Annotated in this window: 12 protein-coding genes and 1 pseudogene; 10 read left to right on the top strand and 3 right to left on the bottom strand. The window is 44.8% G+C overall.

The features are described 5' to 3' along the window. Positions 1-495 precede the first annotated feature (495 nt). Positions 496-1,161 carry a B3/B4 domain-containing protein gene (locus tag KSW37_RS13250; protein ID WP_217743490.1) on the top strand — a complete coding sequence of 222 codons (666 nt, stop codon included), beginning with the start codon at positions 496-498 and terminating at the stop codon, positions 1,159-1,161. 994 nt (positions 1,162-2,155) lie between these two features. Here KSW37_RS13250 and KSW37_RS13255 read toward each other — a convergent pair. After that, positions 2,156-2,947, bottom strand: coding sequence for a Cof-type HAD-IIB family hydrolase (locus tag KSW37_RS13255; protein WP_217743491.1), 792 nt, complete (start codon positions 2,945-2,947; stop codon positions 2,156-2,158). Between the two features lie 222 nt (positions 2,948-3,169). On the opposite strand from KSW37_RS13255, the gene KSW37_RS13260 reads away from it, so the two are divergent. From KSW37_RS13260 to KSW37_RS13280, 5 genes are all read left to right on the top strand, one after another. After that, positions 3,170-4,069 carry a FimB/Mfa2 family fimbrial subunit gene (locus KSW37_RS13260; RefSeq protein ID WP_217743492.1) on the top strand — a complete coding sequence of 300 codons (900 nt, stop codon included), beginning with the start codon at positions 3,170-3,172 and terminating at the stop codon, positions 4,067-4,069. Positions 4,070-4,234: 165 nt separating this feature from the next. Further along, positions 4,235-5,743: a TolC family protein gene (locus tag KSW37_RS13265; RefSeq protein WP_217743493.1), complete on the top strand. Its 1,509-nt coding sequence runs from the start codon at positions 4,235-4,237 to the stop codon at positions 5,741-5,743. Between the two features lie 119 nt (positions 5,744-5,862). Beyond that, complete coding sequence (locus KSW37_RS13270) at positions 5,863-6,846, top strand: HlyD family secretion protein (RefSeq protein WP_217743494.1); 984 nt, start codon at positions 5,863-5,865, stop codon at positions 6,844-6,846. A 133-nt stretch (positions 6,847-6,979) separates the two neighbouring features. Beyond that, complete coding sequence (locus KSW37_RS13275) at positions 6,980-8,143, top strand: ABC transporter permease (protein ID WP_217743495.1); 1,164 nt, start codon at positions 6,980-6,982, stop codon at positions 8,141-8,143. Next, positions 8,143-9,405, top strand: a complete 1,263-nt coding sequence (locus KSW37_RS13280) for an ABC transporter permease (RefSeq protein ID WP_217743496.1) — start codon at positions 8,143-8,145, stop codon at positions 9,403-9,405. Before KSW37_RS13275 ends, KSW37_RS13280 begins: the two co-directional genes overlap by 1 nt. Positions 9,406-9,541: 136 nt before the next feature. On the opposite strand, the gene KSW37_RS13285 is transcribed toward KSW37_RS13280, so the two are convergent. Next, positions 9,542-10,642, bottom strand: a complete 1,101-nt coding sequence (locus KSW37_RS13285) for an Mrp/NBP35 family ATP-binding protein (RefSeq protein WP_217743497.1) — start codon at positions 10,640-10,642, stop codon at positions 9,542-9,544. Positions 10,643-10,812: 170 nt separating this feature from the next. Between KSW37_RS13285 and KSW37_RS13290 the strand changes: the two genes are divergently transcribed. From KSW37_RS13290 to KSW37_RS13305, 4 genes and pseudogenes are all read left to right on the top strand, one after another. Beyond that, positions 10,813-12,945, top strand: a complete 2,133-nt coding sequence (locus KSW37_RS13290) for a glycosyl hydrolase 115 family protein (protein WP_217314857.1) — start codon at positions 10,813-10,815, stop codon at positions 12,943-12,945. 1,378 nt (positions 12,946-14,323) lie between these two features. Next, positions 14,324-14,503, top strand: a pseudogene (locus KSW37_RS13295) (hypothetical protein); the annotation flags it as partial. Between the two features lie 16 nt (positions 14,504-14,519). Continuing rightward, positions 14,520-14,984 carry a hypothetical protein gene (locus KSW37_RS13300; protein ID WP_217314858.1) on the top strand — a complete coding sequence of 155 codons (465 nt, stop codon included), beginning with the start codon at positions 14,520-14,522 and terminating at the stop codon, positions 14,982-14,984. A gap of 153 nt (positions 14,985-15,137) precedes the next feature. Next, positions 15,138-15,473, top strand: a complete 336-nt coding sequence (locus KSW37_RS13305; RefSeq protein WP_217314859.1) for a hypothetical protein — start codon at positions 15,138-15,140, stop codon at positions 15,471-15,473. 205 nt (positions 15,474-15,678) lie between these two features. On the opposite strand, the gene KSW37_RS13310 is transcribed toward KSW37_RS13305, so the two are convergent. Then, the gene (locus KSW37_RS13310) at positions 15,679-16,827 is read right to left on the bottom strand and encodes a hypothetical protein (protein WP_217314860.1); all 1,149 of its coding nucleotides are present in this window, start codon (positions 16,825-16,827) and stop codon (positions 15,679-15,681) included. Positions 16,828-17,020: the final 193 nt, after the last annotated feature.

The following is a 17,020-nucleotide window of genomic DNA, read 5'->3' on the forward strand; positions in this document are numbered from 1 at the left end:
CTAGCGTTCATCCTGAGCCAGGATCAAACTCTCCATTGTAAAATATCATTTTTACCTAGCCTTGCGGCTTGGTTTGTTTGTTGTCTGTACTTAGGACGAATATCCTTTTCGTTTATTGAAGCTTAGTAAACCTGACTTGTCAATTGCTTGACGGTTCGTTTCTTTTACCCAGTCAACTTTCTTATTTCTAAGAAGTTAACCGCTTCTTGTACTACTTGTCTGTTTATGTAAAATCTTTCAAAGAACTCTTTCTTTATTGCTTCAGAGTAATGCTTGATTTCTCAAAAGCGAGTGCAAAAGTACTAACTATTTTTCATTCCACCAAATCTTTTCGCAAAAAAGTTTCATTCTAGTCAAATATTTAACAGTTATAAACATTTATTTTTTTTACACCTTATTATATATATAAATAGACTGAACTTTTGGCTATTCCAATATTTCTTCGTAATTTTGCCATATCATTCAGTAAGGTTTAACAAAAAACGAAAATTCATCATGAAAATTATTGTATCAGAAGAAATCGAATCGGTATGTCCCACCTTTGTGGGAGCATGCGTAGAAGCCAATGTGGTAAACACCCCTTATTGTCGGGAACTCTGGGAGGAGATTCATGCACTTGGCGAGAAGTACAAGGAGACGCTGACCACGGAATCCCTGAAAGAGATGAGTGGAATTGCTGCCACCCGAAAGGTGTACCGTGCCTGCGGCAAGGATCCTTCACGCTACCGTCCTGCATCAGAAGCCCTTATCCGCAGAATACTCCAGGGCAAGGAACTCTACCAGAGAGATACGCTGGTGGATCTGGTGAACCTGGCAAGCATCGCCTACGGCTACAGCATCGGCGGTTTTGATGCCGATAAGTTTGAGGGAGACACCCTGACTCTGGGTGTGGGCAAGGCTGGCGAACCATACGAGGGTATCGGCAGAGGCATGATTAATATAGAAGGTCTGCCTGTTTACAGAGACAAGACAGGTGGTGTAGGAACTCCAACCAGCGACAACGAGCGAACCAAGATGAGTATTGACACCACCCATCTGGTGGTTCTCATCAACGGATACGATGGAGATGAGCAGCATGTTCGCGAGAATGCCGAATACATTATCCAGCTTCTGAAGAAATATTGCCAGAGTGATGGAGGCAGCTACTTCATCTACAAATAAAGAGGATGTGTCATAAGTTTATGATTCACCCTCTTCGTGTCGTTGGTAAATATAGGTTATGTTGCTGGAAGAGATAGGTCATGTTGCTGGAAGAGACAGGATAAGTTGTTGGAAGAGATAGGTCATGTTGCTGGAAGAGATAGAATATGTTGTTGAGACAGTCAGTATCTTCGGTCGCACAACAGCTGTTGTGCGCTTGCATAACAGCTGATATGCGCATGCACAACACCTGTTGTGCATGCGGTAGTCAGCTGTTATGCACCAACTATTATCCTGATTTATGACACACCCTCATTAACCAAGAAATCTCTCTTATAAATTCAAAAAGGGGACTGGCCACCGCCAGTCCCCAAGACGAGAGAGATATAAGTGTTGACTTGGTCAACAACGAGGCAAATCACTTTGCCTTATATCTTTAATATTATTCCTAGACAATATCATTAGAAACATCATCTAGGAATAATTCATGTATAGCAAAAGTATATTACTTGTTATCAGAACTCATATATCCATGTGAGCTATCAGTTCCTCATCAGAAGAATAGCCGAGAGTTTTTTGGCATTCCTGTTGAAAGAACGAGCCCTCCCATGAGCATGGTCAATCTTTTTACCGTAATTTTCTCTCTTAAAAATTAAACAACTTACAAATATTGGGTGCAAAGATACATACTTTTTGTTAATTAAACAAATTTTTAGCAAACAATTTGATATAAAATACCAACCTTACGGAACTTTATGTATATTTTTCGCATATTTTATTACTTTTCGTAAGCTTTTTGGTATTTGTTCTCCCAAAACGTAAATAACAAGAAGAAACTGGGCACAAAAGGGAAGTTTTAAAAACAGAAAGGCAAACATGCCATTCACTACAACAAATGACATGTTTGCCCTTATTATTTTATTAAAATGAAACCCGCCTATCAAAAAGGCTTCGTCAAGATTACACTTAATTAAATATAGGGAGTTATAAAAACAGAGTCAATAAACCTGGGAATTTAAATCACGCCAAAATGAAGAAGAGCATTCTTAACACCATCTTCATCCACATGAGTCGTAATGTAATCGGCTACCTGCTTGAGATTATCTCCCGCATTGCCCATCGCAACACCGATGCCTGCCTCCCGGACGATGGAAATATCATTGCCGCCATCGCCGAAAGCCATGGTTTCATCTATGTTCAAACCCAGATAATCAGCCATTGCATGCAAGCCCTTGCCCTTATCAGCATCAGCTGCCGTAATATCCGTAAAGGCAGGATGCCATCTGCCAGACGTGCAGTTGCTAAGCGTAGGCATCAGGAGCGCCTCCTGCTCTACCGAACAGAAAGGGGTTACCTGCAGAATCTGCTCATCTCCCAGTTCATTCACATCGGTCAGGAAGATTTCGCAATCCACCCCCAGTCCCTTGGCAAAGATTTCATAAACCTCATCGGTATAATGATGAATAGCAAGATGATGCTCTCCTACGACGATTGCCGGATAATCATCACGGTCGGCTGCCTCGATAATCTTCTTTACATCTTCAGGAAGGATGGCGTGCTGGCTCACCACCTTATCGCCTACAAAACAGCGGGCTCCATTGGTGGTAATGTAACCGTCGATGAGATGTTCTATCTGACCGAGGTTAGTAATGAGGAGCTGCGGACGACCGGTAGAAATATACACCTCTACCCCATTCTTCTTAGCCTGCTCCAAGGCATCTACCGTGCTCTGCGGAATCTTGTGGGTTTTGAAACTCACCAAGGTGCCGTCAATATCAAAAAACAATGCTTTTATCTTCTTATCCATAACAGTATCTTTTATACCTTATTATATATATAATGCAAAATCGGTTCTGTAAATACAGAAAAACCGATGCAAAAATACGAAAAAACAGATAAATGACAAAAAATATAAAGATTTATTAGATTTTACTTGCATCGAAAAGAGAAAAAACGTATATTTGCCACATCTTTATGCCCGAGGAAACTCCGAGATAATGCATAGAGCAACTAGTAAATAAGAACTATTATGAGTAAGAAGCCCTATCGGTTACTGGCATCCCTGTTGCTGATGCTCGTAGCGACGCTTACTTCATGCGAGAAGTTTTCGATTGACGAAACAACCGGAAAATCACGTGAGGCAAACGCCAATGTAACTATCCATGTGCAGAAAATTGAAGGCACAAGTTTGTTGACAACCAAAGCTGGCGACAAGCAGATGGCGCTGGGCGATGTATGTTCCAGACTGACGGTTGCAATCTTTGATGGAGAAGACAAACTGGAATCAATCAACCAGCAGTCTACCGACAACGGCTTCGGAACAGCCCATGTGAGTCTGGACGAAGGAGAATATCGGCTGGTGGTAATTGCCCATAACGGAAAGGGAAACTGCTCTATCAGCGCACCCGAGAAGGTGAAGTTTACGAGCAACAAGCTTACCGACACCTTTTATTATTACGGCCGGTTGAGCGTAACGGCAGATGGAGCCACCACCGACATCAACCTGAAACGAGCAGTTGGTGCCTTCAAAGTACATATTACCGACGAAACCATTCCCGAAGAAATCAAGAGCATCAAGTTCTATTATACCGGTGGCAGCAGTACCCTGGATGCAACCACCGGATTCGGCTGCGTAAACAGTCGTCAGACCGAAAATTTCAGTATGAAAGACGGCGGCAGAGACTTTACCGTCTACACCTTCCCGCATGAAGAAGAGAAGAACATCAAGATGAGCATCAGCTTTCTGGATGCCGATGCCAAGGTGGTAAAGAGTTTTGAAAAAGCTGATTTGAAAATCCATCAGAACAAAATGGCCTACACCGAGATTTCCATCGCTAACGGATTCAGCGGAGGAGGCGACAGTGCGGGTGGCGGAATCGGCATCACCGTAGACCCTACCTGGGGCGAGACAGAACGGGTGAATTTCTAAGAAACAGACGATTAAAGGAATACGGAAAACTAGAAGGTATGTTCTATTTTTCCACAATGCAATATATTTTTTGATTCTTAAAGATTTGATAAACAAAATTTCTTTGTCGTTTAAGAATAATTCCATAATTTTGCATCCAATATTATATAATATTATAAACAAAGGATGAAAAAATATATAACTCTTATCATGCTGATGGGAGCATTGATTCCTGCCGGGGCTCAGGCACAAGCACTGAGCCTTGACAGTTGCCGTGCCATGGCGCTGCGCAACAACAAGCAGCTCAATGCCTCGAAGCTCAAGAAGGACGTGGCGTATAATCTGAAGAAATCGGCACGTACCAAATATCTTCCTAAAGTAGATGCTTTAGGCGGTTACGAATGGTTCAGCAGAGAAATTTCGCTGCTGAATGACGACCAGAAATCAACATTCAGCAATATCGGTTCTACTGTTACCGGAGGAATCTCGGGAGGAGCCAGCAATCTGATGAGCCAGCTTGTCAGTCAGGGAATGATTAGCCCGGAACTGGCACAACAGATAGGCGGACTGATGAATGAGAAACTGGGACCCCTGCAGCAGCAAGGCAATGCGCTGGGAGAGAAACTGGTAGATGCATTCCGCACCGACACCCGCAACATCTGGGCAGGAAGCGTAATGGTTCGCCAGCCTATCTATATGGGTGGAGCCATCATTGCAGCCAACAAGATTGCCGATATCGGAGAGCAGATTGCAGAGAATGATCTCGACCAGCAGACCCAGAGCACGCTCTACAGCATAGATCAGGCTTACTGGCTCGCCGTTTCGCTGAAGCAGAAGCAGAAACTCGCCATCAGCTACCGCGACCTCGTAAAGAAACTGAACGAGGATGTTCACAAGATGATTCAGCAGGGAGTTGCCACCAAGGCTGACGGACTGAAGGTAGACGTAAAGGTGAACGAGGCTGAGATGCAGATTACTCAGGCTGAAGACGGACTCGCACTATCGAAGATGCTGCTCTGCCAGCTCTGCGGCATTCCGATGAACCAGGAAATCACACTTGCCGATGAAGATAAGGAAACCCTGGCTTTATCAGGAACTCCTGTTGACACCGAGCAGCAGAGAGTAGCCGCACAGGATTCAGCGATGAACACCCGTCCGGAGCTCCGCATGCTACAGAATGCGCTCGACATCTCTAAAGAAGCTACCAATATGGTTCGCGCCATCAATCTGCCTCACGTCATGCTGACGGGCGGCTACATGATTTCGAACCCGAACGTATTCAATGGTTTCCAGAAGAAGTTTACCGGTGTCTGGAACGTAGGCGTGATGGTTCATGTTCCGGTATGGAACTGGTTTGACGGAGCCTACAAGGTGAGAGCCGCCAAGGCTGCCAGCAATATCGCCCAGATGAACCTGGATGATACAAGAGAGAAGATTCATCTGCAGATTACCCAGAACCAGTTTAAGGTAAAGGAAGCCCAGAAGAAGCTCAACATGGCAATGAAGAATATCGCCAGTGCCGAAGAGAACCTGAGATGCGCCAACCTCGGTTTCAAGGAAGGCGTGATGGAGGTTACTGACGTGATGGCTGCGCAGACTGCCTGGCAGAAAGCACAGAGCCAGAAGATTGATGCAGAAATCGACGTGAAGCTGACTCAGGTAGGACTGAACAAGGCGCTGGGTATCCTGCAGTAACAGCTACCGGGGCGTAAATCCGAAGGAATCGGATTTAACGGGGGCTCAACGGGGGGACTTTTTCCTCGGTTTCTTCTTTAATATATTTATAAAAACAAATTAAAAATCAGATTAAGCAAATGTCTAAGAAATCACAGCATAACAACATATTGCTCGCTGTAATCGGTTTTACAGCAGTAGTCATTCTCGTAGGCGTCATCGGTTTCTTCACCCTGGAACAGAAGGATGACACCATCCAGGGCGAGGTAGAAGTATCAGAATACAGAGTATCCTGCAAACTGCCAGGACGCGTGGTAGAACTCCGCGTACAGGAAGGCGATTACGTTCATGTAGGCGATACGCTCGCCATCCTCGAAGTGCCGGAAATGAAATCGCAGGAACAGATGCTCCAGGCTACCAACGCTGCAGCCGAGGCGATGAAGGACCTGACGGATGCAGGTGCACGAAAGGAACAGATTCAGGGTACTTTCCAATTGGTTCAGCAGGCTGAAGCTGCCGCAACCATCGCCAAGAAAACTTACGACCGCATGCAGAACCTCTTCAACGAGGGCGTAATCAGCGGTCAGAAGCGCGATGAGGCTTACGCTGCCTATAAGGCAACAGAGGCTCAGGTGGCTGCTGCCAGAAGTCAGTACGACATGGCGAAGAACGGAGCCCGCGAGCAGGAGAAGCGTATGGCTGCCAACAACACCCAGGCTTCGAAGAGCGCTGTGGATGTAGTGAAGAATCTTCTGAAAGAAACCGTTCAGGTGGCTCAGTGCGAAGGCGAGGTAAGCAATGTCTATCCTAAGGTAGGCGAGCTGGTAGGCCTCGGTTCTCCTATCATGAGCATCTCCATCATGAGCGATATGTGGGGAACTTTCAATGTTCGCGAAGATCATCTCAAGGGTCTGAACAAGGGCGATGTGTTCACCGCTTACGTTCCAGCCTTCAACAAGGACATCAAGATGAAGGTTTACTACCTGAAAGACCAGGGCTCTTACGCTACCTGGAAGGCAACCAAGGATAATGGCGACTACGACCGCAAGACATTCGAGGTGAAGGCCCGTCCTATCACAAAGATTGAGGGATTGCGCCCGGGAATGTCACTCATCATTAAATAACATTGAACTTTGAGATTTGAACTTTGAACTTTATGATTAGTTTTCTTCTTTGAGTTTACAATAAAATTTTGAGAAATTAAGCATATCATAAAGTTCAAAGCTCAAAGTTCAATGTTCAAAGTAAACAAGTTCTATGTTTAAGAAATTATATCATATAGCCCTCAGAGAATGCGGCATCATGTGGAAGAATCCCATTTATCTCTTCTGCATGGTCATCTTCCCCATTGTGGTGGTGATTTTCTTCACCACGCTGATGAAGGGAGGAGTGCCTACCGACATGCCTGTGGGCATAGTAGATCAGGACAACTCCGCCACATCGCGCCAGCTGGTGCATAAGCTTGATGCCTTCCAGACCACCAAGGTAGTGGCTCATTACGAGAACATGGCAGAGGCAAGACACGCTATCCAGAAGAACGAAATCTACGCCTTCCTGCTGATTCCTGACGGAACGGAGGCAGGACTGATGGCACAGAAGCAGCCTAAGATTTCGTTCTATTACAGCAGCGTATCGCTGGCAGCCGGCTCCCTGCTCTTCCGCGATCTGAAAACCATCTCTACCCTGGGAGGTGCGGCGGCAGGAATGGCGAAACTTTCGGCACTGGGAAAGACAAATGATGAAATCATGACCTTCCTGCAGCCTATCGCCGTAGATCTGCACATGATAGGCAACCCATACGCCAACTACAACTATTATCTTTCGAGCGTAATGGTGCCGGGACTCATCATGCTGTTCATCTTCCTGATTACACCTTATTCTATAGGTACGGAACTGAAGTTCAACCGGGCAAGAGACTGGATGCGGATGGCAGGCAACAATCCTTATCTCGCCATTGCGGGTAAGATGCTGCCACAGACGCTCATCTTCCTGAGTATCTTCCTGCTGTTCGAATTCTACATCTATTATGTATTACAGTTTCCACATCCGGGCGGCGCGCTTCCTATCATCCTGTTAGGCATTCTGAGCGTACTCTCCTGCCAGTGTTTCGGCATCTTTGCCTTCGGACTGATGCCTTCATTGCGTATGTCGATGAGTATCTGTTCGTTGTGGGGCGTGGTGAGTTTCTCCATCTGCGGAGCCACCTATCCGCTCTTCTCGATGGATTCACCGATCCAGTCTATCGGTCAGCTCTTCCCGATGCGCCACTATTATATGATTTACCAGATGAACATCTTCAATGGTTTCCCGATGGGCGATGCTGTGTTCCACTGGGGCGCAATGATGCTGTTCTGTGCCCTGCCGATGCTCACTATCTGGAACATCAAGAAGGCAATGTTAGTATATAAATACCTACCATAATGAAGAAAAGTAGTTTATTATATAAGATTATCAATGGCATCTGGGATATGTGCTATATCTGGAAGACGGAAATGCGCAATGTTTTCCGCGATGAGGGTGTGCTCATCTTCTGCATTCTGGTGCCGCTGGGTTATCCGCTGCTCTACTCTTGGATTTACAACAACGAGGTGGTGAGAGAAGTGGATACGGCGATTGTGGACCTGAGCCACAGTCACAGTTCTCGCGAGTTTATCCGCGATTATGATGCTTCGCCAGATGCCAAGGCTACCTATTACTGCAACAGTCTGGACGAGGCGAAGGAACTGGTGCGCAGACAGGCAGTTCACGGAATCCTTTACTTCCCTGCCGACTTCGATACGAAGCTGAACCGGGGCGAACAGGCGCATGTGGGAGTTTACTGCGATATGAGTCTGATGCTGACCTACAAGGCGATTTATCAGACCTCGCAGGCCGTAGCCGGCCACATCAACTCGGGCATTCAGATAACGCAAGCAGGAGGATTTACGGATAGAGACGACGAGATTACCACCGAGCCGCTCGCCTTTGATGAGGTTCCGATATTCAACACGACAGGAGGTTACGGAAATGCCATTCTGCCGGCTGTTCTGGTTCTTATCTTGCAGCAGACGATGCTGCTGGGCATAGGAATGGCAGCGGGAACTTCGAGAGAACTCAACAGAAACCGCGAACTCATACCGGTAAGCGAACATTATGGCGGTATTTTCCGCATTGTTTTCGGCAAGGCATTGGTTTATTTCATGGTTTATGCCGTGATGGGAATGTATCTTACGCTGGTGGTTCCTAAGCAGTTCAGTTTTGTAAGTATGGTAACGTGGACCACTATTCTCGGTTTCCTCCTTCCTTACATTCTTTCGTGTGTTTTCTTCGGTCTGATGCTGTCGTGTCTGGTAAGATATCGTGAAAATGTGATGCTTCTGGTGGTATTTACCTCCGTTCCATTGCTTTTTATGACGGGAGTTTCATGGCCACAGAGCAATATTCCAGCCTTCTGGCAAGGATTTTCGTGGGTTTTCCCATCCACTTTCGGCATCCGTGGGTTCCTCAGAATCAGCAGTATGGGCGCTTCGCTTTCAGATATTCTGCCGGAATTCAGAGCACTCTGGATACAAACCGGCGTCTATTTCCTCGCTACCTGCCTGGTTTTCAGGCAACAACTTCGCTCAGCAAGACTCAAGGCCAACCTTACAGCTGAAGTAGCTGAAGAAGAGGATGAGGCAGAAGAAATTGTTGAGAATGGATAATGTACAATGAATAATTTCGGGAGTGACCATGCAAAAAACGACTGTTAACTGTTAACCTGTTAACCCCCTGATAAAAAAAGCTAGGACTGCTTGAAGGCAATCCTAGCTTTTTTGTATTTAAACCTAACCGGATAGATTACTTGTGAGTACTTACAATCTTGGTTGGAGCCTTCTCGGCATTTCTGCGGTTCACTACTGTCACGATGCTCTGGGCAAGGCTCAGGAAAGCCTGACCGGTGATGGAATCAACCTTGGTAGCAGCAGGCGCCCCATCATCACCACCCTCGCAGATACTCTGAACGATAGGAATCTGGGCGAGCAGAGGCACATTCATCTCCTTAGCGAGATTCTTGCAACCCTCCTTACCAAAGATATAATACTTGCTCTCAGGCAACTCGGCAGGCGTAAAATAAGCCATGTTCTCGATAAGACCGAGGATAGGCACATTCACCTTATCATTCTGATACATGTCAATACCCTTTCTCGCATCGGCAAGCGCCACCTGCTGAGGCGTACTTACGATAACCGCACCCGTAATGGCCAGCGTCTGGAGCAGAGTAAGATGAATATCGCTTGTGCCAGGAGGCGTATCAAGGATAAAGTAATCCAACTCACCCCAGTCAGCATCAGCAATCAGCTGCTTCAGGGCAGAACAAGCCATTCCGCCGCGCCACAGAGTAGCCGTAGTAGGACTTACGAAGAAACCGATACTCAGAAGCTTCACGCCGTATTTCTCGACAGGTTCGATGAGGTCTCTGCCGTCCTTGTGAACAGAATAAGGACGCTCCTCCTCAACACCGAACATCTTAGGCATGGAAGGACCGAAGATATCCGTATCGAGCAAGCCTACCTTATAGCCCAACTTAGCCAGGGCGATGGCGAGATTGGCAGAAACGGTGCTCTTGCCTACTCCACCCTTACCAGAGCTCACAGCGATGACGTTCTTCACCTGTGGCAGCATCTTTCCCACCTCAGGACGAGGAGCCGACTTGAACTCAGTAACGATTTCCACCTCCACATCTTTCGAAATATGATAATGGATGGCAGCCTCAGCCGCCTTCACCGTACTCTTGAGGAAAGGGTCCGTATCACGAGGGAAGAGCAGAACCACCTTCACCTTCATACCATTGATGCTAGGCGTATCTGCCAGCATCTCGCTCTCTATGAGGTTCTTCTTGGTGCCTGGATAAATCACCGTAGCAAGAGCCTCTTCAATCAATTTTGGATATAATGTCATCATTTCTTTTTATTTATTTGGTGCAAAAGTAACAATAAATAATGTAATAAGCAAATAAAAACTAAATAATTTCAGATATTAAACACTTTTATGTATCTTTGCAAATTGCAGAAATGTGTAGTTTCAGCAAAAAGCGAATCTACAACTGAACAGACAAAAACGGAAGAAAAATGAAATATAAAAAGATTATATTAGGCGTTGCCTTGGCTCTGGCCTGCTTCTCAAGCCTGAATGCCAACGCGCTGACCGAAAGCAAAGTGAAGAAGACGGAAACTCAGACCGTAGCACCCAACGTTTACTGGACCGACGGCTACGGAAGAGTATCTTATACCACCAACTCTATCATCTCACCAGTCGTGAAGATTGCCCTCAAAGAATTTGCGGGCGATATGAAGGCCGTGACCGGATTCGAAGCGAAAGAGAAAAATGGTGCCCCGATACAGATTTATCAGCTCGACCAGCTCTCCAACAAGGAGTTTTCGGCAGTAGAAAAACTCGGTGCGCCCCTGCATCTTATTATCACCGGAAAGGATGCTTTTTACATCGGGACGCGGAAAAAGAAGGTCATCGTAATCGGCAGCAATGCCCGCGGAACGGCTTACGCCATCATGAAACTCTCTGAACTGGCTGGCGTTTCTCCTCTGATGGCATGGAACGATCTGAAGCCTGCTCAGCGCAAGAGTATCTACACCCCCGTTGACCAGCAGTGGATAGAGGTTCCGAGAATAGAATTCAGAGGACTTGCCCTGAACAACAGCCAGTGGATGAAGCCGCAGAACTACAGCCGCATCGCCCGATTGATGCTGCGCCTGAGAGCCAATACGCTGTGGCAGGTAGACGGCAAACACGAGGCTGCTTACAACAAGGCTGTGGTAGACAGTTTCGACATCTGTGTGGCGGAAAACTACAAGGTAACGGAGTTTGTGGGCAAGAAGCACAAGAAGAAACACCGCAAAACCATCGAGAATGTGAAGCTGGTCTGCTCGGATGCACAGATGGAGATGAGCAATCTCTCGCCGGGCCTGCTTCTCGAAATGCTCAACAGCAAGGATTATCTGGAGAGCAAGAATGCCCAGCGCGGCAAATCGCACCGCTCTGAGGCGCATAACGACGAAGACTGCGCCTGGATAGCCAATATTACCAATCCGAAGCTGTCAACCTTCCAGCTAGCCATGATGATGAATCTGGCGTGGAATAAAAACGCCCTGAAAGCGGGTTGCAAGACGTATATCCAGAACACTCTCAACGCATACTTTGGCACCATTACAGGCAGGAAAATCATGCCTCTGATGGAAGAATATTACCGTCTTACCAGCATCCGACATTCCGCTTATATGGCGATGCCTTACGGCGATACAGAGTTCCATTCAGGCGAATTCGGCAACGAACTGGAGCGTTTCCTCTACCGCTACGATCTGTTGAAGGCGAAGACAGAATCCATTGAGCGCATGCTGCCTCAGAACCAGAAAGACGGTTTCTTCGAGGTAGTGAAATATCCGATTTTCCTGGCAGCCTTCGTAGCCGAAAAGGAGCTGGAGGCACAGGAAGCAAGACACATCGCCCGTCCGGGACTGTTTAATAAAGACGATGAGGCAAAGGCTGCAGCAGCTGTGAGCATCGATGCTTACAACAAACTGAAGCAGCTCAATGCCTACTACAGCCGCATCAGAAACGGCAAATGGAAGGATTTCATCCTTACCAACGGCGCAGAGATGCAGGCTCCACAGATTCCGGGCACACTGCCTGCTGCCGACATCAAGAGACTGAAAGCTGATGCCTTCGACCGCAGCAACGATCTCAAGCCGCTCTCTGTAGTTACCGACGACATCATTGCCAAGAATGCCTGGGAATGGAGCAAGGCTACCGAATCGCCACTTGCCCAGGCTGAGGTAAGAGGAGCCGAGAAGATTACCGTCCGTCCGCTTTTAGGCCACAGCGGCAAGGCTGTGAAATTGCCGAAGGGAGCCAGTCTGAGCTATGATTTCTATAGCGAAAAGAGCGGTGATGCGCGTTTCACCATCGCCGTGGTTCCTTGCTTCCTTAACGCTGTAAGGGATATGAGGGTGAGTGTGAGCATAGACCGTGGCGAACCGGTAATCTGCCAGTTGAAGGAGGTTTACAACACTAAGGACTGGAAGTTTGACCTGTGGCGCGGCCAGACGCTGAAGAGTTTCTATGTTACGCTGCCTGGCGGCAGTCACAACGTTACCATCAAGGCTTTAGATGACAATGTGATGATTGACCAGTGGGTTCTGGATTACGATGTAGACAGAGAATATTACGTATTCCCAGTTGCAAAATAAGAGGCTTTTCTGCTGTTTTCAGGCTTAAATGAAGACCGGGCAGAGGCATAAATTATGACCGGACAGAGGCTTAAATGAGGGCTGTCATGAGGTTTTTACGTAGCTTTTCATGAGGCTTTTATGATGCAGAAATGTGTTAAGAATCCTAACTCGCTCTAATTTGGACTTTGATTGAAAATCAAGAAGTTGGGCGTTTGCCTATATTATATAGGTAACAATATGGAAACGAGCGGACTTCTGCTCGTTTCTGTATTTTGCAATATGCAAAGAACGCCTCAATTCGAGGGCAAAGATACGATATTTTTCTTAATATCCCATAATTTACAAGAAGAGAAATATAGAAATTAGGACTTTTTTACATGAAATCTCAAATTTGTAAACATAACCCCATCATAAAAAATGAATAGCAAGTATTCCTGCTGAGTTTATCAAATCAGGGCCATTGTTGTTGATGACGACTCTACCATCAGCTCATATATACCTTTCCGACACAAGCATATAGTGTTTTCATTTGTAACCCGAGTGTGTACAGTTCCAAACCATGATTTACATTCTAACATAAGAAACTGAAGCCGTGACGATTTGTGTATTTTTACCAAACTAACTCCAGCACATACAACAGATGTAAAAGATTTCTGCAAAATCGACCGAAATCATAAGAAAAAAACACCAAACCAGCATTTTTTTTAAGATTATATCCGTTTATTAAGATTATTTTTGTATATTTGCAGCATTAGTTTGGTGGTAAAGCCTATTGGCCTGCCACGTGACAATAGGATTTTACGGAGCAAGCCTATATCACAATTCTTCTCCGTAGTAACAGTCCGTTCTCTCTCACTGGTCTCTCCCTGCGCGGCAGAGGCATACGTTTTTATATTTTTCAAACACTCCAAATTGACAGCGCATGATAGATCAAAGTCGCCAACTTAAAATCTCTGGAGCTGAAAAAATCACCGATAAGGTAATAGAAGAAAAGGACTCTAAAAATAATAATACAAAAGATAATAAATAATGGATACGATACCTCTATGGTGCATAATATTTATTAATTGCATAACGCTCTTGAGTAGTGTATGGATACTTATATATTTATACAGAAATAGGAGTAAAAAAAGTTTTTCCACATATATATATGGAATAGCTTCATTGATAGGACTGTTCTTAGGTGTGATAAGTTTTTTTTATTACATCTGTCATGCATTTTGTGCAATATTATTTGGTATAGAAATATTTATTGATACATATATGGAACAGAAAAAGAGTCCTGTTAATAGGACTTATTTCAAAATAACAATTCCTCATCCTTCAGTTCTTAAGGGCTACTATGGCGGTATTGGTTTTATGTTCTATGGGATAATGGTGATATTATATTACATGATATAAGCAAAAATATGTCCAATAGTTGCAGGTTATCAAGGATAATTATGCAACCTTTGCAGTGCCGTACAATGGCGAGGACAACAACGACTATGTGGACGGCGAGGTGGTACAGCATATCGAGTATCTTCCTTTCGGTGAGGTTTTCGTTGAGGAGCGCAATAACATTTCAAATAATCCATTAAGAAGAGAGAGAAATGGCAAAAGATAGGATGCTTTATATGAAATTATGTTTTGTAGTAATAGTCTTTGGACTATCTTTTATTATTTGTAACAAGCATTATATTAAGTATAGTGCTTGTTACAAGCTTCCGATACCTAAAACTCCATTTTATCCAGATGCTTATAAATTTGCAAATACAAAAGAAGAGTTTTTGTCAAATATGAAATTAATTAACAATGCAATAAAAGTAGAAGCCATTATTGATATAAATAAACTTGATTTTAACAATCATACATATCTCTTTGTGTTTGGCGCACCAATAAAAAAAATGTACTATAGTTTTAAGACTACATTATTTGACGATAAATCTCCGAGTTACGCAAAGGCTATAAGACATAAGAAAAAATGTGTATTTATAAATTATAATATTCCAACAGGGTACACGTATTTGTATGAAATAAAAAAAGACGAGACCCTTACTGGTTTCAATGGAATATAAGAAATTCATTGAATTGACAAAGAAAAGAAATCCGTGGACTATTGAAAAACATTGATAGACATATTATTGTGCATTTTCTGATTAATACTGTAATTCAATACAATAAATTCAATATCCAGTCGTTCTTTAGTTATAACATAAAAGCAAAACAATATGAACTATATTTGTTGTTGGGGAATATTAGCGTCTATAACAGGAATTGCAATAATGTTTTCTGTTATTAAGCACAAAAAGTCGGTAAGTGCCATAAAAAATGGCACTTACTTGATTTTTTCAATTTTGATGATATGCTTAGGAATAACAACCATCTTATTTAAAAGATATGATAGTATTTGTGCAATATCCTTTGGTATTACATTCCTAAATATCACATACAAAGACAGGCGTAATAACCCACCGAGGTTTACAATAAGCTATATTGATTATCTTAAAGGATATGTTGTTGGTTTTGGGTCTATAATGTATGGTTTGTTTAGAATTTTTGAATAAATAATCAAGTAATATATCACGACTTATAAAAAACGTGAGTAGCAAAATTGCTATCAACGTTTTTTATAAGTCGCATATTTTTTACTTTTTCAACACATAATATTTTGCAGTCTCACCCGCTGGCTCATTACCAACAGAGTCTGTTAATACAATAAAGTTGGCATCCTTCACCTTGTATTCAATCTGTACAGGTCGGAATAGTTCATCATTTCTCGCGCTGTGCGAATCGGCAAGCCTCGATGAGTTTCTGCTTCAGCTTGCCACGGCCAGCCATCACAGTTTTATTTTGCTTCAACACGCTGCTAGGCCAGCCATCCTCGAAGCAGGTCACACTGAGATACTCCGAGGTCTGGGCATCTTGGTCAACTGCTTTTTCTATCTCCTTCTTAAACGCGTCGTCCAAGTCCTTGATGTCGCCATCATGATCCTTGCCGTCCTCGGTCTTCTTGCCCTTCAGTCCTTCCGTGATGGCACCCATCAGTCCGCCCATCACCTCCTTCACGGTCTCCTTTGGTATCACGCTGACCACCTCGCAGGAGATTGTGTAGTTGCCATTCTTCTCTAGGCTGGCATTGATATAAGTGTCGTTGGCGTAGCTATCCTTGGTGGCATCCTCGTGCTCGTGATGCTCGCCCACGGCATATTGGCTTCCGTGGCAGGCGAAGAGCAGTTTCAGCTCCTCCAGGTAGCCCTCCACCACCTCGTCGGTGTTAGCCTGGTTGCCTATCTTCATGAAATCAAGACCTATCGCCTTCTTCATTGCCTGCATGATGGGCATGGAGGCGATGTCCTTCATGCTCGCCTTGAAGAGAGCCTTTGCCTGCTTCTTGATTTGCGAGAGATTGGTAATCTTGGTGATGCTACCGTATTCATCGGTCTCAAAGTTGATGGTGGTGCCTATCACGCTCTTGGCGGTGCGCTCCGCTACCATGGCCATCATCTTGTCCCGGAAGTTGTCGCCCACCGAATCGGCCTTTACGTCCAGGAAGGTGTAGCTCATCTTATAGCCCTTGCTGGTGGAATCGTTTACCACGAGGCGCACCTGGGTGGATACGCCGAGCGTCTTCACCGTGTCCTTGTCGTCCACCTTCCACTCATTCTCATAAATCCAGTATTCGCAGGTATCACCCTTGCAGAAGTAGGCCACCACATTCACCACCGAGTCTGCGCCAGCTGTGTCCACTTCCAACGTGTCGGAGTTGTTCGATAGCCATTGACTATCAGTGATTTTCTTGGCAATCGATACCGTGTCCTCTACCTTAGGTGACATTTCTCCGCCCTTCACGATGCCGTGGTTGGCGAGCAGTCCGCAAGCTATTATGCAGCTCATCACTATCAACGAGAATTTCTTCATAAGTTTATTTTTTATGTTGTTTATTCTTCAAGTTTTTATTTTCTCGCTGCAAATTTACGATTTTTTTTGTAAAAATAACGCCTAAAAAAGCAAGAAATAGCAGAATGATGCTTTTATTTTGAGTTTCAAGTAGTTGTTGCAGTCGTTGGCTTTAAGTGGCATAGACGAGGAAAAGCGAAAAACGCAGATTGGA

This window comes from Segatella copri (genome assembly GCF_019127135.1).
Taxonomy (GTDB): Bacteria; Bacteroidota; Bacteroidia; order Bacteroidales; family Bacteroidaceae; genus Prevotella.

Excerpts from the sequence above, each read along its gene's own strand:
- KSW37_RS13280 (WP_217743496.1), top strand. The coding sequence starts at position 8,143 with ATGAAGAAAAGTAGTTTATTATATAAGATTATCAATGGCATCTGGGAT.
- KSW37_RS13255 (WP_217743491.1), bottom strand. The coding sequence starts at position 2,947 with ATGGATAAGAAGATAAAAGCATTGTTTTTTGATATTGACGGCACCTTG.
- KSW37_RS13285 (WP_217743497.1), bottom strand. The coding sequence starts at position 10,642 with ATGACATTATATCCAAAATTGATTGAAGAGGCTCTTGCTACGGTGATT.
- KSW37_RS13270 (WP_217743494.1), top strand. The coding sequence starts at position 5,863 with ATGTCTAAGAAATCACAGCATAACAACATATTGCTCGCTGTAATCGGT.
- KSW37_RS13305 (WP_217314859.1), top strand. The coding sequence starts at position 15,138 with ATGAACTATATTTGTTGTTGGGGAATATTAGCGTCTATAACAGGAATT.
- KSW37_RS13275 (WP_217743495.1), top strand. The coding sequence starts at position 6,980 with ATGTTTAAGAAATTATATCATATAGCCCTCAGAGAATGCGGCATCATG.
- KSW37_RS13300 (WP_217314858.1), top strand. The coding sequence starts at position 14,520 with ATGGCAAAAGATAGGATGCTTTATATGAAATTATGTTTTGTAGTAATA.
- KSW37_RS13265 (WP_217743493.1), top strand. The coding sequence starts at position 4,235 with ATGAAAAAATATATAACTCTTATCATGCTGATGGGAGCATTGATTCCT.
- KSW37_RS13250 (WP_217743490.1), top strand. The coding sequence starts at position 496 with ATGAAAATTATTGTATCAGAAGAAATCGAATCGGTATGTCCCACCTTT.
- KSW37_RS13260 (WP_217743492.1), top strand. The coding sequence starts at position 3,170 with ATGAGTAAGAAGCCCTATCGGTTACTGGCATCCCTGTTGCTGATGCTC.
- KSW37_RS13290 (WP_217314857.1), top strand. The coding sequence starts at position 10,813 with ATGAAATATAAAAAGATTATATTAGGCGTTGCCTTGGCTCTGGCCTGC.
- KSW37_RS13310 (WP_217314860.1), bottom strand. The coding sequence starts at position 16,827 with ATGAAGAAATTCTCGTTGATAGTGATGAGCTGCATAATAGCTTGCGGA.